The 23,420-nt window shown below is 63.7% G+C and carries 22 protein-coding genes; 14 read left to right on the top strand and 8 right to left on the bottom strand.

The features are described 5' to 3' along the window. The first annotated feature begins 135 nt into the window (after positions 1 to 135). From hutG to AB0I57_RS13290, 3 genes are all read left to right on the top strand, one after another. On the top strand, positions 136 to 1,119 hold the full coding sequence (gene hutG / locus AB0I57_RS13300; RefSeq protein ID WP_358335531.1) for a formimidoylglutamase: 984 nt from the start codon (positions 136 to 138) through the stop codon (positions 1,117 to 1,119). A gap of 362 nt (positions 1,120 to 1,481) precedes the next feature. Further along, complete coding sequence (locus AB0I57_RS13295; protein WP_358335528.1) at positions 1,482 to 1,685, top strand: cold-shock protein; 204 nt, start codon at positions 1,482 to 1,484, stop codon at positions 1,683 to 1,685. Between the two features lie 226 nt (positions 1,686 to 1,911). Further along, positions 1,912 to 3,309 carry a cytochrome P450 gene (locus tag AB0I57_RS13290; RefSeq protein WP_358335526.1) on the top strand — a complete coding sequence of 466 codons (1,398 nt, stop codon included), beginning with the start codon at positions 1,912 to 1,914 and terminating at the stop codon, positions 3,307 to 3,309. Between the two features lie 33 nt (positions 3,310 to 3,342). Here the strand turns inward: AB0I57_RS13290 and AB0I57_RS13285 are convergent, their stop codons facing one another. Beyond that, positions 3,343 to 5,586 (bottom strand): thiamine pyrophosphate-dependent enzyme, encoded by a 2,244-nt coding sequence (locus AB0I57_RS13285; protein ID WP_358335523.1) that lies wholly within the window; start codon positions 5,584 to 5,586, stop codon positions 3,343 to 3,345. 177 nt (positions 5,587 to 5,763) lie between these two features. Between AB0I57_RS13285 and AB0I57_RS13280 the strand changes: the two genes are divergently transcribed. Then, on the top strand, positions 5,764 to 6,849 hold the full coding sequence (locus AB0I57_RS13280; protein ID WP_358335520.1) for a sulfite oxidase: 1,086 nt from the start codon (positions 5,764 to 5,766) through the stop codon (positions 6,847 to 6,849). A 50-nt stretch (positions 6,850 to 6,899) separates the two neighbouring features. Here AB0I57_RS13280 and lhgO read toward each other — a convergent pair whose 3' ends face one another. The 3 genes from lhgO to AB0I57_RS13265 all read right to left on the bottom strand — a co-directional run bounded on the left by lhgO (position 6,900) and on the right by AB0I57_RS13265 (position 9,677). Further along, on the bottom strand, positions 6,900 to 8,105 hold the full coding sequence (gene lhgO, locus AB0I57_RS13275; RefSeq protein ID WP_358335517.1) for an L-2-hydroxyglutarate oxidase: 1,206 nt from the start codon (positions 8,103 to 8,105) through the stop codon (positions 6,900 to 6,902). A gap of 103 nt (positions 8,106 to 8,208) precedes the next feature. Continuing rightward, on the bottom strand, positions 8,209 to 8,946 hold the full coding sequence (locus tag AB0I57_RS13270) for a DUF4386 domain-containing protein (RefSeq protein WP_358335514.1): 738 nt from the start codon (positions 8,944 to 8,946) through the stop codon (positions 8,209 to 8,211). After that, a complete protein-coding gene (locus tag AB0I57_RS13265) occupies positions 8,943 to 9,677 on the bottom strand; it encodes an NAD(P)H-binding protein (RefSeq protein ID WP_358335512.1) in 735 nt (244 codons plus the stop codon). The genes AB0I57_RS13270 and AB0I57_RS13265 overlap by 4 nt, the downstream gene beginning before the upstream one ends. A gap of 96 nt (positions 9,678 to 9,773) precedes the next feature. On the opposite strand from AB0I57_RS13265, the gene AB0I57_RS13260 reads away from it, so the two are divergent. Then, positions 9,774 to 10,454 carry a TetR/AcrR family transcriptional regulator gene (locus AB0I57_RS13260; RefSeq protein WP_358335507.1) on the top strand — a complete coding sequence of 227 codons (681 nt, stop codon included), beginning with the start codon at positions 9,774 to 9,776 and terminating at the stop codon, positions 10,452 to 10,454. Positions 10,455 to 10,502: 48 nt separating this feature from the next. On the opposite strand, the gene AB0I57_RS13255 is transcribed toward AB0I57_RS13260, so the two are convergent. Further along, complete coding sequence (locus AB0I57_RS13255) at positions 10,503 to 10,916, bottom strand: VOC family protein (protein ID WP_358335504.1); 414 nt, start codon at positions 10,914 to 10,916, stop codon at positions 10,503 to 10,505. A gap of 248 nt (positions 10,917 to 11,164) precedes the next feature. On the opposite strand from AB0I57_RS13255, the gene AB0I57_RS13250 reads away from it, so the two are divergent. The 9 genes from AB0I57_RS13250 (at position 11,165) to AB0I57_RS13210 (ending at position 20,492) form a co-directional block, all read left to right on the top strand. Continuing rightward, a complete protein-coding gene (locus tag AB0I57_RS13250) occupies positions 11,165 to 12,217 on the top strand; it encodes an ABC transporter permease (protein ID WP_358335501.1) in 1,053 nt (350 codons plus the stop codon). Then, positions 12,207 to 13,049, top strand: coding sequence for an ABC transporter ATP-binding protein (locus tag AB0I57_RS13245; protein WP_358335499.1), 843 nt, complete (start codon positions 12,207 to 12,209; stop codon positions 13,047 to 13,049). The genes AB0I57_RS13250 and AB0I57_RS13245 overlap by 11 nt, the downstream gene beginning before the upstream one ends. Then, positions 13,042 to 13,917: an ABC transporter ATP-binding protein gene (locus AB0I57_RS13240; protein WP_358335496.1), complete on the top strand. Its 876-nt coding sequence runs from the start codon at positions 13,042 to 13,044 to the stop codon at positions 13,915 to 13,917. The genes AB0I57_RS13245 and AB0I57_RS13240 overlap by 8 nt, the downstream gene beginning before the upstream one ends. After that, complete coding sequence (locus AB0I57_RS13235) at positions 13,914 to 14,525, top strand: TetR family transcriptional regulator (RefSeq protein ID WP_358335493.1); 612 nt, start codon at positions 13,914 to 13,916, stop codon at positions 14,523 to 14,525. Before AB0I57_RS13240 ends, AB0I57_RS13235 begins: the two co-directional genes overlap by 4 nt. Before the next feature lie 76 nt (positions 14,526 to 14,601). After that, entirely contained in the window at positions 14,602 to 14,931 is a 330-nt protein-coding gene (locus AB0I57_RS13230; protein WP_358335490.1) for a metalloregulator ArsR/SmtB family transcription factor, read from the top strand. Further along, a complete protein-coding gene (locus AB0I57_RS13225) occupies positions 14,931 to 15,629 on the top strand; it encodes a cation transporter (protein WP_358335487.1) in 699 nt (232 codons plus the stop codon). Before AB0I57_RS13230 ends, AB0I57_RS13225 begins: the two co-directional genes overlap by 1 nt. A 27-nt stretch (positions 15,630 to 15,656) precedes the next feature. After that, entirely contained in the window at positions 15,657 to 17,090 is a 1,434-nt protein-coding gene (locus AB0I57_RS13220) for a 3' terminal RNA ribose 2'-O-methyltransferase Hen1 (RefSeq protein WP_358335484.1), read from the top strand. Further along, on the top strand, positions 17,083 to 19,620 hold the full coding sequence (locus AB0I57_RS13215; RefSeq protein WP_358336424.1) for a polynucleotide kinase-phosphatase: 2,538 nt from the start codon (positions 17,083 to 17,085) through the stop codon (positions 19,618 to 19,620). The genes AB0I57_RS13220 and AB0I57_RS13215 overlap by 8 nt, the downstream gene beginning before the upstream one ends. An 89-nt stretch (positions 19,621 to 19,709) precedes the next feature. Then, on the top strand, positions 19,710 to 20,492 hold the full coding sequence (locus tag AB0I57_RS13210) for an SDR family NAD(P)-dependent oxidoreductase (RefSeq protein WP_358335481.1): 783 nt from the start codon (positions 19,710 to 19,712) through the stop codon (positions 20,490 to 20,492). 134 nt (positions 20,493 to 20,626) lie between these two features. Here AB0I57_RS13210 and AB0I57_RS13205 read toward each other — a convergent pair whose 3' ends face one another. The 3 genes from AB0I57_RS13205 to gntH all read right to left on the bottom strand — a co-directional run bounded on the left by AB0I57_RS13205 (position 20,627) and on the right by gntH (position 23,294). Next, a complete protein-coding gene (locus tag AB0I57_RS13205) occupies positions 20,627 to 20,803 on the bottom strand; it encodes a hypothetical protein (RefSeq protein ID WP_358335479.1) in 177 nt (58 codons plus the stop codon). A 192-nt stretch (positions 20,804 to 20,995) separates the two neighbouring features. Beyond that, the gene (locus AB0I57_RS13200) at positions 20,996 to 21,997 is read right to left on the bottom strand and encodes a GTP-binding protein (RefSeq protein ID WP_358335477.1); all 1,002 of its coding nucleotides are present in this window, start codon (positions 21,995 to 21,997) and stop codon (positions 20,996 to 20,998) included. Beyond that, a complete protein-coding gene (gntH, locus tag AB0I57_RS13195) occupies positions 21,987 to 23,294 on the bottom strand; it encodes a guanitoxin biosynthesis MBL fold metallo-hydrolase GntH (protein ID WP_358335474.1) in 1,308 nt (435 codons plus the stop codon). Before gntH ends, AB0I57_RS13200 begins: the two co-directional genes overlap by 11 nt. Positions 23,295 to 23,420 lie beyond the last annotated feature (126 nt).

Raw genomic sequence — 23,420 nt, 5'->3', positions numbered from 1 at the left:
CCGCCCAGCGATATATTGAGTGAGCCAGAGCACACTGTGATCAGGGAAGGTGGCGAGGCGCGGACATCTGCCCGGCGGAGTTCACGCTCCGGTTCGGTACCCGAACTTTCCCCTTCGACCTTCGAGGAGTGCACGATGACCGAGATTCCACTCGAGCCCCCGCCCGCCTGGACCGGACGGGTTGACGGGGCTACACAGGAACATCTGCGGTGGCATCAGGCCGTGACACCATTGGGAAACGAATCTCATTCCTGCGCCTGCGTCTTCATTGGATTCGCGAGCGACGAGGGCGTGGCCCGGAACAATGGACGGCGAGGCGCTGCTGCGGGACCCGACTCCCTGCGTGGTGCGCTGTCGTCGATGGCAATTGCCGAGCCCATCCATGCCTGTGACGCAGGCACCGTCATGGTCACCGACGACCAACTCGAGGCTGGACAGCAGGCGCTCGGCTCCACCGTCGCTGCGACTCTCGACGCAGGCCGTTTCCCGGTTGTCCTCGGTGGAGGTCACGAACTCGCTTACGGGACGTATCTCGGGCTCGCACAGTCGTCCGCCCGCCATCCTGGTCTGCGAATCGGAATCCTGAATCTGGACGCCCACTTCGACCTACGCGCCGATCCGATCGCGACTTCGGGTACCCAGTTCCGGCAAATCATCGAACGGGAACAAGCGGCAGGCACAACCCTGCAGTATTCCGTTCTCGGCATCAGCCAGCCGAGCAACACCGCCGCACTGTTCGAGACAGCCCGAAGTTTGGGTGTTCACTATCTACTCGACGATGATTGCTCAGTCACCGACCGCCATCGTGTGGCGGTCTTCGTCAGCGACTTCCTGTCCGATGCCGATCTCGTCCACCTCACGATCGACCTCGATGTCCTTCCCGCGAGCGTCGCTCCGGCCGTCAGCGATCCCGCTGCGTACGGTGTTCCGCTCGAAACGATCCAATTCGTCTGCGACGCAATAGCGGCGAGCGGGAAACTGGCAGTCTGCGACGTGGCCGAACTGAACCCGACCTACGATGTCGACAACCGCACCGCTCGAACCGCCGCCCGGTTGATTCATCGGATCGTCACCAAGCGAATTCCACCACCGACGCTGAGTTCGCCTGCTGCACACTAGCGGTCCGACTCGACGAAGCTGATCTGCGATGACCGGCGTTCGCCCACGAGAGTGGCAACCCACGCGGTGAGGAAATGACGCTCTGCGCCGGTGTCGTTTCGTCCGATGAATCCGAGCAAGGATCAGTTGCAACACGCCGACCCAGCCTGCTGACAGGGTTACCGAGCGTTCACGTCGCATCGGTTACACAGTCGTAGGCCACGCCGAGCTGGGTAGAACCTTCTCCCCCGCACCCGATATCTTCCGACACTTCACCGACTCACCGCCGCAAAACCCGTCCTCGCGCCCAAGGGATGACAGGATGGACACTTGACATCGGGGTCTCGACGTGAGACCCCGGACAGCTCCAGGGAGAGATCGATATGGCGCAAGGTGTTGTGAAATGGTTCAACAGCGAGAAAGGCTTCGGATTCATCGCACCGGACGACGGTAGCGCTGATGTATTCGTCCACTACTCGGAGATCGCGGGCAGTGGCTACAAGTCGCTCGAGGAGAACCAGCGGGTTGAGTTCGAGATCGGCCAGGGACAGAAGGGACCGCAAGCTCAGAATGTCCGGAGCCTCTGAAAACTCCTGATAGCGGGGCCGCACCCCGACTAGATGCGGCCCCTACCGCGCGGCATGAGCTGACCAGTCTCCAAGGTGCGCTCAGCCTCCTGCGCCGGCGCGGACACACTCACTGAATGCGGACTACACGGTCGTGGGCCAGCCGACCCGCTGTTACTTGACAGCGTTCAGGTATGGCGTACGTTTCGAATCGGAAAGTGCTGGCTACAGCGATACGGGGTCGACAATGAGCGTCGGATCAGCGCGCACTGCGGCGAAGGCGAGTATTCCGCGTCCTCGCGGGCGGTTACCCGTGATCGGCGACGTGTTCGGCATCAGCATCCGCACTCCTGTACAGAACTCGATGGAGGTCGGCAAGTCGCTCGGGCCCATCTTCGAGCGCAGGGTGCTCGGCAATCGTTTTGTGTTCGTATCCGGCGCCGACATGGTGGCCGAACTCTCCGACGATTCCCGGTTCGGCAAACACCTCGCCCCCGGTGTCGAATCATTGCGCGAGATCGGCGGTGACGGCCTGTTCACCGCCTTCGACGACGAGCCCAACTGGAGCAAGGCCCACAACCTCCTCGCTCCAGCCTTCACCAAGTCCGCCATGCGCTCCTACCACCGCACAATGGTCGATGTCGCAGGAGAACTGACCGAGCACTGGGACCAGTTCGTCGACGGCACGCCTGTGGACGTGTCTTCGGACATGACGAAGGTGACCTTGGAAACCATCGGTCGCACCGGGTTCAGCTACTCGTTCGACTCGTTCAAGCGGGAGCGTCCGCATCCGTTCGTACAGGCGATGGTGAACGCGCTCAGTCATTCGCAACGCACGACGCTCATGAGATCCACGGCGCTGGGACGCCTCCTGACCCGGCGATCGGATCACCGGAACCTCGCCGACGTCGAGTACATGTGGGCGGTCGTCGACGAGGTGATCCGCAGCCGCCGTAACAGTGCCGACACCGGCCCCGAGGACCTCCTCGAACTCATGTTGAGGGCTGCCAGAGAGGACGACCCCAACCGGATCGACGATCTGAACATCCGCAACCAGGTGGTCACCTTCCTGGTTGCAGGGCACGAAACGACCTCCGGTGCACTGTCGTTCGCCCTTTACTACCTGTCCAGGCACCCCGAAGTTCTCGCTGAAGCGCAGGCCGAGGTGGACGCCGTCTGGGGAGACGAGGCCCCGGAGTTCGAGCAAGTCGCGAAACTCCGGTATGTCCGGCGAGTGCTCGACGAGACGTTGCGGTTGTGGCCGACCGCTCCCGCATACGGCAGGGAGGCGAGGGTCGAGACGACCCTGGTCGGCAAGTACCCGATGAGTGTCGGCGACTGGGTTCTCGTGCTCATCCCGGCCCTACATCGCGACCCTGTGTGGGGCGACGACCCCGAGACCTTCGACCCCGACAATTTCCTCCCCGAGCGCGTCCGGTCGCGCCCAGCCCACGTGTACAAACCGTTCGGTACAGGCAAGCGCGGGTGTATAGGCCGCCAGTTCGCTCTACACGAGGCGGTGCTCGTCCTCGGCACGATCCTGCACCGGTATCGCATCGTCGGCGACCCCGACTATCGGTTGAAGGTAAACGAACGGCTGACCTTGATGCCCGAGGGGTTCAAGCTGCAATTACAGCGGCGTTGACTACCACCTGCATCCGTCCGCCGTCACATCGGTTCACTCAGACTGTGCTGCTGTGATATTCGGCGAAGACACAAGTGCTATGGCGGCGGCCTCGATGGTGTCCTCGGACAGGAGCACCTCCTGTGCCGCGTCACCGAGAGGGATGAAACTGTCCTCACTTGCGACACGGGAGAGGCGGCCGTTGAAGCCCGCGTCGACGAGTGCTGCGACCACACCCTCGGACACACCACCGGATCGACGGGTTTCGTCGACGACCAGTACCCGACCCGTGGCGTCGGCCTCATGGATGATGTCCTCCACTGGCAAGGGTGCCAGCCATCGCATATCCACTACCCGCGCAGCGATGTTCAGCCGTTGAAGCCGGCGAGCGACCCGCAGGCTCATGCGTACCCCGTTCCCGAAGGTGACGATCGTCAGGGCCTCTCCGTCGCCATAAGTGCGTGCCTTTCCTACCGGGACTTTGCCCTGCACTCGCTTCGGGTACGGAGCCAACCATTTCTCGTCACCCTCCTCGAACAGATCCCGGTTGTGGTACAGCGCAATCGGTTCGAGGTACACGCACACCACGCCTGCGGTGTACGCGGCCGCCGCGACGGTGTGCATCATGGCTGCCGCGTCATCCGGACGCGCCGGCGAGGCGATCACGATGCCGGGGATGTCGCGCAGTGCGCCGATCGAATTGTCGTTGTGGAAGTGTCCGCCGAAGCCCTTCTGGTACCCGTATCCGGCGACCCTGACCACCATCGGATTCCGGTACTGGCGGTTGGAGAAGAACTGCAGCGTAGCGCCCTCCCCGCGGATCTGATCCGCAGCATTGTGCAGGAAGGCGAGGTACTGGATCTCCGGTATAGGCAGCAGACCGGACACCCCGGCGCCGAGGGCGAGGCCGAGGATCGCCTGCTCGTCGAGCAAGGTATCAAACACCCGTGCAGGCCCGGCCTTCTTCATCAGCCCTCTGGTCACGCCGTAGACGCCACCTTTGCGACCGACATCCTCACCGAAAACCAGCGCCTCAGGGTAGAGCGCGAGAACGTCGAGCAACGCCCGATTGATCGCCGACGCGACGGTCAACGGACCCTCGTCTTCTGGAAGGGGTGTCCCGAGAACCTGGATTCGCCGGGCCTGATCCGGGTTGCGCGGGGCAACGGCGGCGACCGCCTCCTCCAGACCGTCTCGCAGCGGAGACATCACCGCCGAGGCGCTGTCGAGTTGCGGCAGTTCGCCGACCTGCTCGGCCAGTTCGCGGACCTCGGCGCGCTTCTTCTCGTAGAGGTCGAGAACCTCGGTGTGCGTGAGGTGACCGCCCTCGACCAGTAGGCGCGCCGTGCACAGCACCGGATCGCGGTCGAAATCCGCGGTGATTTCGTCCGGGCTGCGGTACGCAGATTCGACGTCGGACCCAGCGTGCCCCATGAGTCGTACCGTTCGCAGGTGCAGAAATGCCGGACGCCGATGGACTCGCACCCACTCCGCGGCAGCAGCGGCCGTGGTGAATGCCGTCGGCAGGTCGGAACCGTCGGCGACGAAGTACTCGAGGCCTTCCCTGGTGCCGAAGGCGGACGTGATCCACCCATCCGGGGTCTTCGTACTGATCCCGATGCCGTTGTCCTCGCAGACGAACAGCAGCGGCGTCGACAAACCTCGATACCCAGCCTGGATGGCCGTGTTGATCGCTCCCGCCGCCGTCGAATGGTTCACCGAGGCGTCACCGAAACTGCACACCACGAGGGCATCCTCGGGCCAAGGAGAGGTCACGTGCAGTTTGGCGGACCTGGCGATGGAGAAAGCCACCCCGACGGCGCGCGGCAGATGCGAAGCGATCGTCGAGGTCTGCGGAATCACGTTGAGATCGTGGCGCCCGAAGACCTTGTGCCGTCCGCCGGACATCGGCTCCTGGGCAGCCGCAACGACCCCGAGCAGGACGTCCCTCAACGGGTCACTACCGGAGACCTGCCGCGCCCGTTCGAGGAAGAATCCGCCGGACCGGTAGTGCAACAGAGCCGGATCGGTCGGACGCAGAGCCCCCGCCACCGCCGCATTTCCTTCGTGTCCGGAGGAACCGATGGTGTAGAAGCCCTTTCCCAGGGATCGAAGCCACCGCGCCGCCAGATCGAGATGTCGACTGCCCAGCTGCGAATCGAAGAGCCTGAGCGCCTGCCGCACCGTCAGCGAATGCCCCTCACACAGAGGTGCATCCCGATCGCCGAAGCCTCCGCCTGCACCGCGCCTCATTGCAGAGACAGTGATGATGAAGTGTTCATCGATGGGCTCAGCCATGTGGATCACGTCTCCTGAAATCGCCGGAATACGTCCACTCTGCTCTCCGTCACCGCTGAAGGTGCGTCTCTACGCAGAAGATCCTCTGACTAACCGTTCTTGTTACAGTCGGAAAGGAGTATCAGGCCCGCACCCGAACCAGATTGGCACGCACACAGACGAATTGCAGGTGCATATATGTGGGGAAAGCGCGATGACATGATAGTCCACGAACAGTCTCCATACAACGCTGAGCCGGTTGGTTCCGCCCTCGCAAATGCCGACGTCACCGCCATAGATACCTTCTACTGCCGCAACCACGGCGAGATCCCGGACATCTCCAGCGAGCAGTGGCGACTCTCGGTCACCGGTCTGGTGGCCGATGAACGGGAATTCACGCTCTCGGACCTCGAGGACCGTTTCGAGTCCCACGGAGTCGTCGCAACGTTGCAATGTGCGGGTAACCGCAGGGCCGGTTTCAACGCCGTGCGTAACATCGTCGGCGAGGACCCCTGGGAATCGGGGGCCACATCGACCGCCGAGTGGAAAGGGGTGCGCCTGTCCGACGTCCTCGACACGTGCGGCGTCCACACCACCGAATCCGCACACGTGGAGTTCACCGCACCCGACGTCGCGTCCGAAGCCACACCTCCGCAGCCGTACGGCAGCTCGATCCCGCTGTCCAAAGCCATGTCGAATGAAGTTCTACTCGTGTGGGAGATGAACTCGGAGCCCCTGCCCCGAGTGCACGGCGGGCCCGTCCGCGTGGTGGTTCCGGGATATATCGGTGCCCGCAGCGTCAAGTGGATTACCGGGATCAGCGTCCAAGACCACCCGTCCGACAATTACTTCCAGACCACGGCGTATCACATCCTTCCCGCCGACGCCGATCCCCATACCGCGCGCCCAGGCGACGGGATCCCGCTCTCCTCAGTCGCACTGAACTGCGACATCCTCGACCCCGGCGACGGGGCAGCCGTCTCCGCGGGGCCGCTCGCAGTCCGCGGGTACGCGTTGGCGGGCGATGGTCGCGGGATCGCCCGGGTCGACGTGTCCATCGACGGTGGCCACACGTGGACGCAGGCAGAACTCGACGCCGAGCAGAGTCCTTGGTTGTGGCGGCGATGGTCGCTGGTGATCGACGCGAAGCCAGGGTCACTCACGATCACAGCGCGCGCATGGGACACCACCGGCGCCATGCAACCCGAATCAGCCGCTCAGTTGTGGAACCCACACGGGTACGTCAACAATTCCTGGCCCAGCGCGAAAGTTGTAGTGACCTGAACTCGAGCCGGCCCGGACCCGCCCGTCCACATCGGGGATGCCCCTGCACATCAGACGGACGTGCGCTCTAGAACCTTCGTCACGACGTATTCGGCGATGGCGAGGGACGAGGTGGCGCCCGGCGAAGGTGCGTTGCGCACGTGGACGATGCGCCCGTTGCCGGTGATGACGAAATCGTCCTCCAGGCTTCCATCCGCATTCATGGCTTGAGCGCGAATGCCCCGGGGCCCGCGCATGACGTCGGCCCGTCGCACCTCGGGGACGTACTTCTGCGCCTCCTTCACGAAGGCGCCGGTGCTCAGGACTGTGCGGGCCTCGCGGGCGGCCGCCGCGGTGTTGCGCAGCGCGAATCGCCAGAATCCGGGAAAACCGATCGACGATGCCATATCAGATGCCGACCATCCACGACGGGCATATGCCTCACGCCCCGCAGAGAGAAAAGCATTCGGTCCGAGCATGATTCGCCCATCGATCCGCTTGGTCAAGTGCACTCCCAGGAAGGGGTACCGGGGATCCGGGACGGGGTAGATCAGACCCTTGACGAGAGACGACCGTCCTGGTTCGAGTAGGAAGTAGTCGCCGAAGAACGGCACCACCCGCGGTAATCGTGGTTCTCCCGACATCATCGCCACCCGATCCGATTGGAGACCGGCACAGGTGACCACCACGTCGAAGGCCTGACTACCCTCCCGTGTGGTGACCACCGATTCCGTGGATCGGCTGGCCAGTCCGAGCACTTCCCGGCCTAACAGCACGCGCCCACCGGCAGCCGCGATGTCCGCGGCGAGAGCCTCCGCTACCGCGACGAAATCGATGATCGCCGTCGACGGTGAGTACACGGCGGCGATACCGCGCGCGTGCGGTTCGATCTCGGCGATTTCGCCGCCGGCGACGACGCGCACGTTCGGCACACCGTTGGCGACGGCTTTGTCGAAGATGGCATTCATACGCTCGACTTCGGACGCGTCCTGAGCTATCACCAACTTCCCGCACTCCTCGTACGCGACGTCCTTGTCCCGGGCGTACTGCCGCAGCAAGGTGACACCACGACGACACAGTCGCGCTTTGAGGCTGCCGGGCTGGTAGTAGAGGCCGGCATGTACGACTCCACTGTTGTGACCGGTCTGGTGGGCCGCTACGTGCCCTTCCTTCTCGAACACCGTCACCTGGGCTTCGTTCATCCGGTGTAGGAGTTCCCGGGCAACAGCCAAACCGATGATGCCACCGCCGATCACCGCCGCACGGACCCGTGTCATGAGCACTCCCACATACCGTTTTCGGGACGTTCTCGATGGTATGTGAACGGACCAACCGAACGGGCACGACGCTCGCACGACTCAGCCTCGAGCGCAGAGAAAATCACAGATCCGGCGCCTTACCATTCGGGGTCTGAACGCCCTTGATCAGCAGCCAGACGGCCAGCCCGATCTCACCGATGACGGCTGGGGTGAGCAACACTGCGGAGATCGGGCCGCCACCGGCATCGGTGATCAGGTGCAGCAGGCTGTCTGTGATGTAGCCGGCGCCTGCCACCGACAGGAGAACACCGAATACCCTTGGGACGTAACGTGACCTGAGCAGCAGCGGTCCAAGAACCAGGAGGTGGAATCCGAAGAACACAAGCGCCAGCAGGAAACCCACATCGAAGGCCTCCAGCGCGGCCAACGCCTGTGCCTGGCGGTCGACTGCATCGTCCGACCCACCGGTGAGCAGAGCGCGGGCGATGAACGGCAGGATCAGCAACGCCCCCACGACCGCGGAGTAGACCAGCCGGAACGCGGCGGCGGCCAGAGAAAGTGCCCGTCCCGCCGGCGCCAGCAGCAGGTAGAGAGCCACCGACAGGACGACGTCCACCGCAATGATCGCGATCCAGGCGACGAGGCTGACATCCAGGAGCCACAGCGACTGCGCGATCGAGTCTGCCGTCGCCGAAGCGTCGCCGGGAACGACGAGCGATTCAAGCATGAGCGGCCCAAGCATCCCCAGCCCCGCCAGCACCAGATACAACCAGCCGGTGGTTCGCGCCAGGCGCTGAGGCGAGGGCTTTGCAGGCAGGGCGTGCGACGTGGTGGACGACGATGCGAGGGCGACGCTCATGCTGCCCCCTCGGCGTGCGCGAGCGCGGACGGGGCCAGACGTCCGACGATCGCGGGCGCCTCCTGTATGAGAGTGTCGTCACGCAGGGCCTCGACCATGAACATCGCGAAGTCCACGCGACGGGTCAAGTCGCTCGCGAGCACAGGATCTCCGACATGCCTGCTCCAGACCGGCAGCCCTTCACTCTCACCTTCTTCCAGGCCGCTGCCTCGAACAACGGTCCACCGGGTGTCACTGGCGAAGATCCGCCTGCACGCCTCGACTTGGTCGTATATGTCCACGAGCCGGAGCAGCCTGGTCAATCGGCTGATGACCGCGAGGGTCGCCTTGAACCTGCGCGTGTAGACGTCTTTGCCGTCGCGTGTGATGTGCCAGCCGCAGGAGAACACGAGCCGCGCATCGGGGCGCGCAAAGTCGAGGACGGCCTGCGCGGTGCCCGAGGAATAGTTGTGCACACCCCATGGCACCAACACGGTCAGAACGCCGTCGCAGTCCGCCACGGCTCGCGCAATGACCTCTCGATCGTCGGTTGCTCCGGGGACGATGGTGATCCGGCCCTCGAACTCCGCGAGCTTGTCCACGCTCTTCTCGCGGCAGACGCCGACGACTTCGTACCCCCGATCGAGCGCATGCCGAACCATGTAGCGACCCAGCTTGCCCGATGCGCCGACGATGCACACCTTGCCCAGTTTCTGCGGGTTGCGGTTCTTTTGGGTTTCCGCGGCTTCCATGTGATCTCCTCACTCGTACAACAGTCTTACACCGTAAGGTACCTTACACAGTAAGGTAGTCAAGGACGGAATGCATCCATTTGCGCAGGAGCCCAGTTGCCTTCAGAGAAACCAGCACGTCGCGAACGCCCTCATGCACCACTCACGCTCGATGCAATCCTCGGCACGGCTGTCGACCTCGCCGACGGCGCGGGCGTCAACGCGGTCTCGATGCGCAAAATCGCCGATCACCTCGGCGTCGAGGCGATGTCCCTCTATCACCACGTTGCGAACAAGAGCGCCATCCTCGACGGAATGGTCGACACCATCTTCGGTGAGATCGATCTACCCGTGAGAGAGGACGAGTGGCGGAAAGCGATCCGGGACCGGACGATCTCGGCGCGCGCCGTCCTCGTCCGCCACCCTTGGGCGATCGGTCTGATGGACTCCCGGGGGAATCCCGGGCCCGCGACTCTTCGACACCACGACGCCGTGATCGGAATCCTGCGCCGGGGCGGCTTCAGCATCGCCGGTGCAGCCCATGCGTTTTCTGTGATCGACAGCTATCTGTACGGCTTCGTCCTACAGGAGCTCAACTTGCCGTTCGAGGGCCCCGACGATCTCGAAGACGTCGCGGAGACGATCCTCGACCAGATTCCCGCCGGTGAGTTTCCGTATCTCACCGAGATGATCGTCGACCACGCCATGAAGCCCGGCTACGACTATGCCGACGAGTTCGAATTCGGACTCGACCTCATCCTCGACGGTCTCGACCGGCTGCGGAGTGACGTCGGCTGACGACTGTCGAGCAGCGTGGGCCTTCCTCCAAGCATTCGGGTCCGTGGCTCAACTCGACGGCTTGGCAATGACCACTTCGCCTTCGAGCCCGTCGGGATCACGGAAGAAGATGCTGTGGACTGCACCGAAGTCGTTGATACTGCCGTCGCTGGCGGACCGGTCGATCAGTCGTTGGCGAATCGTGGAGAACGCCTCGGGTGAGGCGGCCTGTAGGCCGAAGTGGTCGATGCGACCCCGCCCCCACATCGGTGTTTGACGTTCGGCTTCGGTATTGCCTTCGATCACGAAGATGTTCAGCTCGGTATGCGGGCCGATACGAATGGCGGTCATCGTTTCTCTGCCGTCCTGACCGTGAGACCGTGTCGGCCCGACGTCGGCGTCGAAAACCTCGGCATAGAACTGGGCCAACCGGGCGACGTCCTTGGAGATCCAAGCAATGTGGTTGATTCCGTCGAGCAACACGATTTCCTCCCGTCTCTTCGGCCGCAGCAGCCCTCTGGGTTGCACGCAACGGGTGACCGAGCTGTGGCTTCATCATCCGTCAGCCGAGCCCTTTTTCGCTGGAAACCGAACCGAAATCCTGCGGCGCTGACACGCTTGACACATTCCGTCGACACCCGCGTCAAATGTTTGACGGGGTCCAGTACGGGGCCTACCATTAATTCACAGTCTGATGAATTAATTTCCGCCTGCCTCTCCTGGGAGTGCCCATGCGCGCGATGATCGTCAAAGAATTTCGTGAGCTGCGGCGAGATCGCCGCACACTCGCCATGCTGATTGCGCTACCAGTGCTACTACTGATCGTCTTCGGGTTCGCAGCGAACTTCACCGTCGGAACTCTCGGCGTGACGATCACCGGCCCGAACGCCCAGGCGGTGGCCGATCAACTCCAAGCCACCCCACAGACGGAGGCGGAGTTTCGCATCGACGCCGTCGATCCCACGGGCACCGACACGACCGCGCGCAATGCGTTGCGTGACGACGTCTCCGACCTGGCAATCGTCACCGGAGCCGGGAAGCCGATGGTGTACATCGACGGATCGAATCTCTTCGCCGCCCAATCCGCCAAGATCGCCGTCGCACGAATGGGCCCGGCAGTCGACTCGGAGGTGCTCTACAACCCGGACCTGAAGACATCTTGGGTGATGGTGCCCGCGATCATCGGACTGATCCTGACGTTCATCGGCGGCATCATCACCAGCATCGGCCTGGTCAAGGAACGTGAGGCGGGAACGCTGGAGCAGCTTGCGGTGATGCCGTTTTCACCGGCAGAGGTGATCGCCGGAAAGATCGCGCCATACTTCCTGCTGGCTGCCATCGACATGATTGCGGTGACCCTGCTCGGCATATGGATCTTCGGTGTGCCGTTCAACGGCAACGTGCTGATCTTCGCGCTGGGCGCGGCGGTCTTCCTATTCGTTGTGCTCGGTCTGGGGGCGTTCATCTCGACGATCTCGACGACGACCGGGCAGGCGATCCAGGCGGCCTTGATGGTGATGCTCCCACAGGTCCTGCTGTCCGGCATGATCTTTCCACTCGACGCGATGGCTGCCGGGGTCCGTTGGATCGGGTACCTGCTGCCACTGACCTACTTCACGAAGATCTCGCAGGGCGTGATGTTGCGCGGGGCAGAGCTGAATACCATGTGGGTGCCGATCGCGGTGCTGATCGTGATGGCTGTGATCATCTTCGGTGCGGCGGTGTTCCGGTTGAAGAGGTCGATCGCACCGGCAGGTAAGGCGGTGGTGCGAAGTGCCGAGTGAAAGCGCCTGGGGTGCGGTCGGGTTGACAGTGCGCCTGGCCGGTAGGCCGGTGCTCGACGCAGTGACAATCGACATTCCGCGCGGACAGGTCACCGCGGTCGTCGGGGGGGACGGAGCGGGCAAGACCAGCCTGCTCGGCGCGTTGGCGGGCAGAGTGCCGATCGCCGACGGCACTGTGACAATGCCTCCCAAGGACGAGGTCGGGTTCCAGCCGAGCGCGACGGGGGTGTGGCATGACCTGACAGTGGACGAGAACGTCGAATTCGTCGGCAGCGCCTACGGAATGAGCTCGAAGCTGCTGTCGGATCGGAAAGAGCTCCTGCTCGGCCCAGCCGGCCTCGGGAACGTCGGCGACCGGCTCGGCGGACAACTGTCCGGCGGCATGCGGCACAAACTGGGCTTCTGCCTCGCGGTGCTGCCGCGCCCGCGCGTGCTGCTGCTCGACGAACCGAGCACCGGCGTGGATCCGGTCAGCCGTGTGGAGCTGTGGCGGATGGTGGCGGAGGCGGCAGCGGCAGGCACCGCAGTGCTGCTGTCGACGACCTACCTGGACGAGGCAGAGCGAGCGCACCGAGTGCTCGCACTCGAAGACGGCGTGGTCCTCGGGTTTGGTACCCCGGACGAAGTGATCTCCTCGATCCCGGGCTCGATCACCACCGAGCAGATACGACCCGCCGGCCCGGAATCGGAACGGGCCTGGCGACGGGGCAACATATTTCGGGTGTGGAATCCGTCCGCGCAACCGCATCGGAACGGGCTGCCCGACTTGGAGGATGCGGTTATCGCGCTGATGTTGGCGCGCGCCGAGCAGCGGGGGTCAGGAAATGACTGAGCCAGCGGTTGTCGATGTACGAGGGGTATGGCGGAGCTTCGGGTCGTTCACCGCGGTACGAGAGATGTCCCTAGAGGTTCACCCCGGGGAGATCGTCGGACTGATCGGAGCGAACGGGGCAGGAAAGACCACGCTGATCCGGATGATCCTAGGGCTGGAGCTCGTGGATCGAGGAGCGATCGACGTGTTCGGAGCTCCGCCATCACGAGGGACCCGCCGCAGGCTGGGCTACATGCCGCAGGGACTCGGGCTCTACCAAGAACTGTCGGTGCGACAGAACGTCGAATTCGTGGCCGAAGCGTTCGGGATTGCCGCCCCGCCACTGCCGGATGCGCTCGAGGAGGTTGCGACTCGTCAGGTCGGCGGAATCGGATTGGGTCTGCAACGGCAGCTCGCGTTCTATTGCGCGCTCTCGCACCGCCCGGAATTGGTGATCCTGGACGAGCCGACTTCAGGCGTGGACCCACTGGCCCGCACGAAGTTGTGGGACACCATCCACGACCAGGCCGACACCGGTCGTGCAGTGCTCGTTACTACGCACTACCTGCAGGAAGCCCAGCAGTGCACCCGGCTGGTGATCATGTCCCGCGGACGCCTGGTGGCGCACGGAACACTCGACGACATCATCGGCGGGCAGCGGGCGATCACCGTGCGAACGGCCGAGTGGGCACGCGCTTTCGACGCGCTGGTGGCGGCGCAACTCCCCGTGACACTCGCCGGACGAGTGGTGCGGGTCGCGGGGACCGACGCCACCGTCGTGCGCGCTGCGCTCGATTCTGCCGGGGTGGAGGCAGCGGTGACCGACGTGCCCGCCACCCTGGAGGAGACGATGGTGCTGATCGACCGCGACGCGAAGATCGAGTCATGATGGTAACCGGACGGCGTAGCGGGCGGCGGCCGGGAAAACAGAACACCCGAGACCAGATCCTCAGTGCCGCAAGGCTTGCCTTCGCACAGCACGGGTATGGTGGGACAACCGTTCGCGCGGTCGCCGCATCCGCTGCGGTGGATCCGGCGTTGGTTTACCACTACTTCGGTACCAAGGAAAAACTGTTCCTGGCGTTGATGGACGCCCCGATCGACCCGCGACAATACGTAGACACAATCATCGACGGGCCAGTTGACCGGCTCGCCGAGCGGATGTTGCGCACAATACTGGAAATCTGGGATTCCCCAACAGGTCCAGCGGCAACGGCTCTCTTTCGCAGTTCGATCGCACATGAGCGCAGCGCCAGGCTTTTACGAGAGTTCCTGCTCGAGCGGGCGTTGCGACCGATCGCGGAGTCCGTCGAGGCCGACCCGGAGTTGGCCAGGTGGCGCGCGAACCTCCTGGCCACCCAGCTGATGGGGTTGGTCACGATGCGGTACCTGCTCGCCCTCGAACCACTGTCCTCGGCCACACCCGAGCGGATCGTCGAACTGGTAGCCCCCAATCTGCAGCGGTATCTCACTGGCGAATTGACACCTCTGACCTAGGCCACCCGCACGCCCTTCAAGCCTGTAGATTCAATTCAAGATTTCCTGAATTCAGATTTGGATGTACTATCTGGGCGTGGAGGCAACGATTCATCGTGACGCGCTGACCCGCTTCGGCTACGCATTGTCCGACGCGACGAGGACCCAGATTCTGCTGAATCTGCGGTCGGGGCCGGGATATCCGTCCGAGTTGGCCGAACGGATCGGAGTCTCGCGGCAGATACTGTCGAATCACCTGGCGTGCCTGCGGGGGTGTGGGCTGGTCGTCGCCGCACGAGAAGGCCGACAGACCCGGTACGAGCTCGCCGATCCTCGTATCGGTCGGGCCCTCGACGACTTGCTCGGACTGGTGCTGGCGGTAGACCCGTCGTGCTGCCCAGCTGCAGACACCGACGAGTGCTGTTGATGCCTCCCGACATCGACCTGCACTCGGCACAGCGGGTTTCCACCGAAGAGCGGCGAGCGGTGCTGTCACGCCGGATCCGCTGGTTCGTCGGTGCGACGATCAGCTACAACGTGCTCGAGGCCGGAATCGCCCTCACCGAGGGAGCGCGGGTCTCCTCAACCGCGCTGATCGGCTTCGGCCTCGACTCGGTGATCGAGGTGTCCTCCGCCGCGGCTGTGGCGTGGCAGTTCGCCGGCAAAGATCATCGTGCGCGCGAACGGACCGCCCTGCGAATCATTGCATGGTCGTTCTTCGCTCTCGCCTTCTACGTCGCCGCTGAAGCGATCCGCTCGCTGCTCGGCGCCTCCGAGGCTCAGCATTCGACCATCGGCATCGCCTTGGCTACCGCGAGCCTGGCGATCATGCCCATGCTCTCGTGGGCTCAACGCCGCGCAGGCCGCGAACTAGGGTCGCTGTCTGCGGTGGCCGATTCGAAGCAGACGCTGCTGTGCACCTACCTGTCCGCGGTCCTGCTGGCCGGTTTGCTGCTCAATAGTCTGCTGGGCTGGTCCTGGGCCGACCCGATTGCTGCTCTCATCATCGCGGTGATCGCAATGCGAGAAGGCGTCAATGCCTGGAAGGGCGACACCTGCTGTCCCAGGCCGACCACCACCAACGAACCGGATTGCACTGAAGCGGCTGAATTACCGATGCGATGAACGCCCGAACTGTGGCAAGGTGCGCTAGTGATTCTCACGATTTCCACTACTGTGCGGCCGGCGACCGACCTCGGCTACCTGCTGCACAAGCACCCGGATCGGGTCCAGGAGTTCACCCAATCCTGCGGCGTCGCACATGTCTTCTACCCCGAGGCGAACGAGGATCGCTGCACGGCCGCGCTGTTGCTGGATGTCGATGCGATCCGACTCACCCGCACATCAGGTAGGTCCACACCAGATTTCACCCTCGGCCAGTACGTCAACGACCGTCCGTACTCCGCGTCATCCTTGCTGTCGGTGGCGTTGGCAGACGTCTTCCGCACCGCCCGCGCAGGACGGTGCACCATCAAGCCCGAGCTTGCCTCCTCGCCCATACCCTTGGAGATTTCGCTCCCGGCTCTACCGTGTCGTGGCGGACCGAACCTCGCCGAACGGCTCTTCACGCCACTGGGATGGACTGTCGAGGCGCGCACCGTTCCCCTCGACGATGCGTTCCCGGAATGGGGCGACTCCCGCTATGTGGGACTCACCTTGCGCGGACGCGTCCGACTCGCCGACGCCCTGAATCACCTGTACGTACTGCTTCCGGTACTCGACGACGCCAAACACTACTGGGTCACCTCCGACGAGGTCGACAAACTGATCCGTGCCGGTGAGTCCTGGCTCGCGGAACACCCCGAGCGAGCGCTCATCACTCGCCGCTACCTACGGCACCGATCCGCCCTCACCCGTTCCGCCTTCGAGCGGCTCGCCGAACTCGGCGACGACGTCGAGGAGCAACTGGAACCGCCGATCGACGAGGAAGTCGGCACGGGCGACGAACACGAGACGGACACCGCAGGCGTCAGGAACCCGCTGAATCTGCTTCGGCGCCAAGTGGTCCTAGACGTACTCGGCGAGCGCAATGTCCGCTCGGTCATCGACCTCGGTTGCGGTTCCGGCGAGCTCGTTTCTGCATTGCTGGACAATCCCGACTTCACCAAGGTCGGTGGCGCGGACGTGTCGACCAGGGCGCTGACGTCAGCGGCACGCAAGCTCCGGCTGGATCGGATACCGGAGCGGCGCCGTGAGCGGCTGCACCTGTTCCAGGCCGCCCTCACCTACACCGACGAGAGATTCACCGGATACGAGGCGGCCGTGTTGATGGAGGTCGTCGAGCACATCGATCCTCCACGGCTGACCGCTCTCGAACAGGTGATCTTCGGGACCGCACGCCCTGAACACGTAATCGTGACTACACCCAACTCCGAATACAACGTGCGCTACACGGGCCTACACGGTATGCGCCACCGCGACCACCGCTTCGAGTGGTCGCGGCCCGAATTCCACTCGTGGGCGGGCAAGGTCTGCGGCGTCCATGGATACACAGTCGACTTCCGGCCGGTCGGTGACGACGACCCCGAGGTCGGTCCACCTACACAGATGGCGGTTTTCACACGGATCGGGGGTGACAATGTCTGATATCTCGGTGCCTGCGCTGTCGCTGGTGGTGCTCGTGGGAGTATCGGGCAGCGGTAAGTCCACCTTCGCCGCAAAGCATTTCGCCCCTACACAAGTGATTTCATCCGACTTCTGCCGCGGGCTGGTCGCCGACGACGAAACCGACCAGACTTCGACTCCGGACGCATTCGACGTTCTGCACCATATTGTCGGGGTCCGGCTTCGGCGCGGCCTGCTCACGGTCGTCGACGCCACCAGTGTGCAACCCAGATCGCGCAAGTCGCTGATCGATCTGGCCAAGTCGCACGATGTCCTCGTGGACGCGATCGTGCTCGACGTTCCCGCGGCCGAAGCGATCGAGCGCAACGCAACGCGTGCAGATCGCAACTTCGGTCCGCACGTTGTTCAGCGGCAGCACAAGGACCTGAGACGCTCACTGCAGAAGATCGACGGAGAAGGTTTCCGACGGGTTCACGTGCTCACGGGAGTCGACGAAGTCAACTCGGCGACTGTATCTACCGAGAAGGCGTGGAGTGACAAGCGGGAGCTGAAAGGCCCCTTCGACATCATCGGCGACGTGCACGGTTGTCGGAATGAACTGGAATCTCTGCTGCGCAAGCTCGGCTGGAAGATCGAGCCCGATGGCGACGGCGCCCACCACCCCGAGGGCCGGACCGCGGTGTTCGTCGGCGACCTGGTCGATCGTGGACCAGACACCCCCGGAGTGCTGCGCCTGGTGATGGGCATGGTGGCAGCCGGAACCGCGCTGTGCGTATCGGGCAACCACGAACAGAAGCTTGCCCGGGCACTCCACGGGCGGAACGTGACAGTGTCACACGGGCTGCAGCAGTCTCTGGATCAGCTTGCTGCGGAATCCGACGACTTCCGTAGAGCCGCGCACGCCTTCCTCGACGGCCTGATCAGCCACTACGTGCTCGACGGTGGAAACCTTGTGGTCGCGCACGCTGGGCTGAAGGAGGCTTACCACGGCCGCGCGTCAGCCCGGGTGCGCTCGTTCGCACTGTACGGGGACACGACCGGCGAGACCGACGAGTACGGACTGCCGGTGCGCTACCCCTGGGCCCGCGATTATCGCGGGCGGGCCATGGTCGTCTACGGCCACACTCCCGTGCCGGAGACCGAGTGGGTCAACAACACCATCTGCCTCGACACCGGTGCCGTCTTCGGCGGCAAGCTGACGGCGCTGCGCTACCCGAGCAAGGAAATCGTTTCCGTTCCGGCAGAACAGGTATGGTCCGAATCGGTGCGGCCGTTCGGCACGGACCCGGGCGAGTACTGGCATGCGAAACAGCGGGATCCGATGCAGTTGTCCATCGACGACGTGCACGGGACCCGGCACATCGACGTCCGGTACTACAGCGGGCGCATGAAGGTGCGTGAGGACAACACCGCCGCCGCGCTCGAGATCATGAGCCGATTCGCCGTCGACCCGCGCTGGCTGGTGTACCTTCCACCGACCATGGCTCCACCGGCGACATCGAACCTCGACGGTTACCTGGAGCATCCAGTAGAGGCTTTCGCCGAGTTCGGGGCGAATGGGGTCACCGAGATCGTGTGCGAGGAGAAGCACATGGGCTCCCGGGCGATCGCCGTGCTGGCCCGCGATGCCGAAACAGCGGCGAAGCGCTTCGGCGTCACCGACGGCAGTTCGGGCATCGTCTACACCCGAACCGGTCGACCATTCTTCGACGATGCGGACCGGATGAGTGAACTGGTCGCCCGGCTACGTCACGCATGTGAGCCGCTGATGGACGACCTCGGGTCGCCATGGTTGGCGCTGGATTGCGAACTGATGCCGTGGTCGGCGAAGGCGGAAGAACTGATCCGCAGCCAGTACGCTTCGGTCGGGGCCGCGGCGGGTGCGGCGCTGCCGGATGCGATTGCCGCTCTGGAGCGGGCCGCGGCGCGGGGTCTGGATGTCGACGGCCTGTTGACCCACACCCGAACTCGGGCCGCCAACGCGCGTCGGTTCCGAGAGGCATATGCGCGCTACTGTTGGCCGGTTACCGGCCTGGACGGGCTGCGTATCGCGCCGTTTCAAATACTCGCCTGTGAGGGAAAGGCGACAGCAGTCACGGAAACGCACTCGTGGCACCTCGCCAAGCTGGCGACGCTCGACGATCCGCTGATCACGAATACCAAGCACCTGTCCGTCGATCTGACCTCGGATGTCTCCCGGGACGGGGCGACCGCCTGGTGGTCGAAACTCACCGATGCCGGCGGCGAGGGCATGGTGGTCAAGCCAGTCGGTGCGACACCAGCAGAACTGGCGCACAAGAGGATTCAGCCAGGAATCAAGGTGCGGGGGCGGGAGTACCTTCGGATCATCTACGGCCCCGACTACACCTCGAATCTCGAGGTGCTGCGCAAGCGCTCCCTGGGTCGCAAACGATCGATGGCCCTGCGTGAGCATGCACTCGGGCTAGAGGCGCTGACCCGACTCGCCGAGGGTGATCCGCTGTGGCGTGTGCACGAGCCGGTGTTCGCGGTTCTGGCACTCGAGTCCGAGCCGGTGGACCCACGGTTGTAGTTGACGCTTCAACCTGTTGCTCGCGCCAGACTTGATGTGACCAGAGTTGATTCACCGAAGAACCGATGGGGGGACCGTGAGGAGCTTTCATGTTCAACCCGTACGAGAATTTGGAGAACAAGGTCGCCATCGTCACCGGCGGGGCGAGCGGAATCGGGCGTCATACGGCAGTCGCATTGGCCGAGGTGGGTATCAGAGTCGTCATCGGCACCTTCCCCGGAGATCCCCATGATCCGAAGGAAACGCTGCGGCAGGTCGAGGAGGCAGGCGGCAAGGGAGTGATCCAGGACGTCGACGTGCGGTCCAGCAACGATGTCGAGGCGTTCGCCGAGCGGGCATTGACGGAGTGGGGACGACTCGACTTCGCCGTAGCGAACGCAGGCATTCTGCGGAAGAACGCTATCGCCGAACTCGACGACGAAGCCTGGTCCGGCATGCTGGAGGTCGATCTGACCGGCGTGATGAGGACGCTGCGTGCGGCCTCGACCCGGATGGCCGGACCAGGCTCGCTGATCTCGATGTCCTCGATCGTGGGAGGGGTCTACGGGTGGGCCGATCACGCACATTATTCGGCTGCCAAGGCGGGGGTCCTCGGACTCAGCCGGGCACTGGCGCTCGAACTCGCGCCACGAGGGATCCGCTCCAATGCGATCATTCCCGGAGTGATCGAGACGCCACAGTCGATCGATCCGGTCAATTCGCTCGGCCCCGACGGTTTGGCAGCAGCAGCGGAAAAGATCCCGTGGGGACGAGTCGGGACACCCACAGACATCGCGACGATAATCCGCTTCCTCGTCAGCGACGAATCACGCTACCTGACAGGACAAGCGCTCGTCGTCGACGGCGGTCTCACCGTCAAGATGCAGGACTGACAATCGCCGACCTCAACCACGCGCATGCGCAGTGGGCGGCGGATGAACTCGGAGCCTCCGCGGCGGTACGGGTTGACGTCGCGGACGAGGAGTCGGTGTGCGCTGCGTACGCACGCCTCCGAATTACTTCGCAGTCACGAAACCACCCAGGTGCCGACCGGGTTGTAAGCGGAGTCGTAGATGGCCTCGCTCGGCTTCTCTTTCAGATCGTAGTGACTCAGGTTCCCGGCCCAGTACCGCAGCACACGGCTCAATTCCTCGGTCTCGTTGCCGTCCAGCTTCGTCAGATCTACCTCTAGGCGAAACTTCACTAAATCTCCTCGAATCCGGCTGCCAGTGATTCATGAACTGGTGTTTGAAAGTTTTTCTCGAAGAACGCTATGCAACACGACAACGGCTATCAAGTCTCATACTCGAACTGAGGTACAGGGATCCTTCGGTCTGGTCGGGGCGGTAGGGCAATTCCGCCGCTTATCGCCTGAATGCGGTAGCTCACCTATGCGTCACCTCGTGACGAGGCACTGTTCGAATAGCCGGTGCAGGCGCTGCGGGTCCAGCGCGGACGTTCCAATCGCCACGATCTCGCTATGTGTCGCGGTTGCTTTCGCCCCTGCGGGGGTGAGCTCCGAACGCCGCCCAACGGATTGCAGCAGCATGCGTTTCGGGGTGTCGCCGTCAACGCGCACAAAGCCTTTGCAACGGTAGACCTCGCCGGGCAAGTCGCGGCGGATCATCTCTTGGAGCGATCGCGGGTCGAACAGGCGACTGGTCCTGAAGGTCCACGTTTCGAACTGTTCCCGATGGCTGAGTCCCCCGTGGGGCCGTTCAAAGCTTGGCCCTCGTTCCTCGCTTCGCACCCCGAGCAGGATTTCCGGCGGGACGTCGGCTTGGACGGCCTCCACAATCCGAACGCGATCCATCATCGCGTCGATCCACTGCCTCACCCAGGCCACGGTTGCGGGTCCGGCCAGGTCGACCTTGTTGAGCACAACCAGGTCCGCGAAACCGATCTGGCGCGCCTTGAGCATCAACAAGTCGGGGGCCTCGTCGAGATGTTCGAAAATCTGCTCCGTGTCCACCACACAGGTGACGCCGTCCAGCCGAACCCAGTCAGGTCGCTGCGAACCGGCGAATGTCGCCCAGATACCGGCGGGGTCTGCCACGCCGCTGGCTTCCAGGATGATGTGCTCCGGCGGTGCCTCAGAGCTGACGAGCCGCTCGACCGCGCCGAGGAGGTCATCGCGGATCTCGCAGCAGACGCAGCCGTTGGCCAGGCTGATCATGTCGTCTGCGACGCCGACGATGAGGTCGGCGTCGATGTTGATCGATCCGAAGTCGTTGACCAAGACCGCGGCGCGAAGACCATGACCGCCGCCCAAAATCCGGTTCAACAGCGTGGTCTTTCCCGCACCAAGAAATCCGGTGACTATCGTCAGCGGGGTCGCGCCGGAATCGACGCTCTCGCCTGTGCCCCGTTCCGGGGCCGACGACGCGTCAAGACTCATCGGGATCGATCCCCCGAGCCCTCAGCATGTCGCGCGGGTCGATCTTGAAGCCTTTGTCCGGCCAACTCTGCACGGGGTCACGGTCGGCGTCAGGCGGATAGTACTCGTGTGGATCGATTTCCATCTCCCGCAGGAACGGTTCTTGTTGCTGCTCACGCGGCAGTTCCGGACGCGGCAGTTCCAGCTCGGACGGCAACGGCGAGGGCAGCAGCCACCGCGGGTCGAGCGGTGCGATCGCGGCACCGTCCGGGATCGCGGCCTCCCGAGACCAGATCCGGTCCTTGGTCACGTTGACGACCTGGATGTCGGGGCCGCCGAATTGGAACAGTCCCTCGTAGTTCGCCCGGACCTCGGCAACGGACTCGGCGTCCAGCGCCGCTCCGCCTGCCTCGTAGTGGACGATCATTCCCATCCGTGGTTGGACCTTGTTCATCAGATAGCCCGCCGCGTAGTACATCGTGTGCCACGAATCGATCGTGTACTTGGCGAGCTCCTCGGGGACGCCGAACTTCAGCGACATCAGCGACGGGGTGTCTATCTGTCCCTCGGTGATGAACACGTCGCAGCCGGCGGCATATTTCTCGGTTTTCTCGTCGGGACGACCGTCTCCGGTCCACACCACCGAGAGCCCGGCGTCTTCCCAGTCGAGGCGGTAGGCGGAGGCCCCGTCCTTGACGTGGGAACGCGGCCAGTGTCGTACCACGATGCCGTCTTGGTCGTAGCAAACGCCGTTCTCTTCCTTCCAATCGAACTCCGTGACATCCATCTCGTAGCCGGCCGAGATGGTCGCGTGCAGGAAGTTCTCCTCGTGCCAGCGCAGCATCTCGCGCATGTGCTTGGCCATGTGCTTGATCCCCAACTCTGGCGTCGCGCCCGATGGGCCGTAGAGGCGCAACGGCTGCCACCGTCCTGCCCAGGCCGTGAACGGGTACATGTACGGCAGATCGGCGTAGTGGTCGCCGTGTAGGTGGCTGATGAAAATGTCGTTGATGAACAACGGTGGCACCTGCATGGCCAATGCGTTCTTCACGCTTCCGTTACCCATATCGAAGAAGAACCGGCGTGGTTGGGGCTGGCCGTTGCCGCACTCGACGAGGATGCAGGTTCCTGCCTGAGAGCGGGTTGGCGGCCACGGGGTGCTGCCCAGGATGCTGATGCGCATCTCGCCCTCGGGCAGTATCTCGGTCCCCGGTGAGTAGAAGTTCCGGTTGTTGATCGAAGTCATCGGCCGGTAATAGTCGGGAAGGCTGATCCCGCCGCCGGGTCGTGGACCATACGGATTATCTGGCTGGGTCATCGCTCCTCCAGGTGAGCGTCGCAAGCCGTGGATAAGGTAATTATCGTCAACGGCGAGGTGGCCTGGGGAGCTTTTGACGGGGTTCGTCGGCGCAATGAACTGCCGACATCCATTCAAGTCCGAACT

Source organism: Rhodococcus sp. NPDC049939 (genome assembly GCF_040656415.1).
GTDB lineage: Bacteria > Actinomycetota > Actinomycetes > Mycobacteriales > Mycobacteriaceae > Rhodococcus_F.
This window is presented reverse-complemented; position numbering and strand designations above follow the sequence as displayed.

Excerpts from the sequence above, each read along its gene's own strand:
- hutG (WP_358335531.1), top strand. The coding sequence starts at position 136 with ATGACCGAGATTCCACTCGAGCCCCCGCCCGCCTGGACCGGACGGGTT.
- AB0I57_RS13295 (WP_358335528.1), top strand. The coding sequence starts at position 1,482 with ATGGCGCAAGGTGTTGTGAAATGGTTCAACAGCGAGAAAGGCTTCGGA.
- AB0I57_RS13290 (WP_358335526.1), top strand. The coding sequence starts at position 1,912 with ATGAGCGTCGGATCAGCGCGCACTGCGGCGAAGGCGAGTATTCCGCGT.
- AB0I57_RS13285 (WP_358335523.1), bottom strand. The coding sequence starts at position 5,586 with ATGGCTGAGCCCATCGATGAACACTTCATCATCACTGTCTCTGCAATG.
- AB0I57_RS13280 (WP_358335520.1), top strand. The coding sequence starts at position 5,764 with ATGTGGGGAAAGCGCGATGACATGATAGTCCACGAACAGTCTCCATAC.
- lhgO (WP_358335517.1), bottom strand. The coding sequence starts at position 8,105 with ATGACACGGGTCCGTGCGGCGGTGATCGGCGGTGGCATCATCGGTTTG.
- AB0I57_RS13270 (WP_358335514.1), bottom strand. The coding sequence starts at position 8,946 with ATGAGCGTCGCCCTCGCATCGTCGTCCACCACGTCGCACGCCCTGCCT.
- AB0I57_RS13265 (WP_358335512.1), bottom strand. The coding sequence starts at position 9,677 with ATGGAAGCCGCGGAAACCCAAAAGAACCGCAACCCGCAGAAACTGGGC.
- AB0I57_RS13250 (WP_358335501.1), top strand. The coding sequence starts at position 11,165 with ATGCGCGCGATGATCGTCAAAGAATTTCGTGAGCTGCGGCGAGATCGC.
- AB0I57_RS13240 (WP_358335496.1), top strand. The coding sequence starts at position 13,042 with ATGACTGAGCCAGCGGTTGTCGATGTACGAGGGGTATGGCGGAGCTTC.
- AB0I57_RS13235 (WP_358335493.1), top strand. The coding sequence starts at position 13,914 with ATGATGGTAACCGGACGGCGTAGCGGGCGGCGGCCGGGAAAACAGAAC.
- AB0I57_RS13225 (WP_358335487.1), top strand. The coding sequence starts at position 14,931 with ATGCCTCCCGACATCGACCTGCACTCGGCACAGCGGGTTTCCACCGAA.
- AB0I57_RS13215 (WP_358336424.1), top strand. The coding sequence starts at position 17,083 with ATGTCTGATATCTCGGTGCCTGCGCTGTCGCTGGTGGTGCTCGTGGGA.
- AB0I57_RS13210 (WP_358335481.1), top strand. The coding sequence starts at position 19,710 with ATGTTCAACCCGTACGAGAATTTGGAGAACAAGGTCGCCATCGTCACC.
- AB0I57_RS13200 (WP_358335477.1), bottom strand. The coding sequence starts at position 21,997 with ATGAGTCTTGACGCGTCGTCGGCCCCGGAACGGGGCACAGGCGAGAGC.
- gntH (WP_358335474.1), bottom strand. The coding sequence starts at position 23,294 with ATGACCCAGCCAGATAATCCGTATGGTCCACGACCCGGCGGCGGGATC.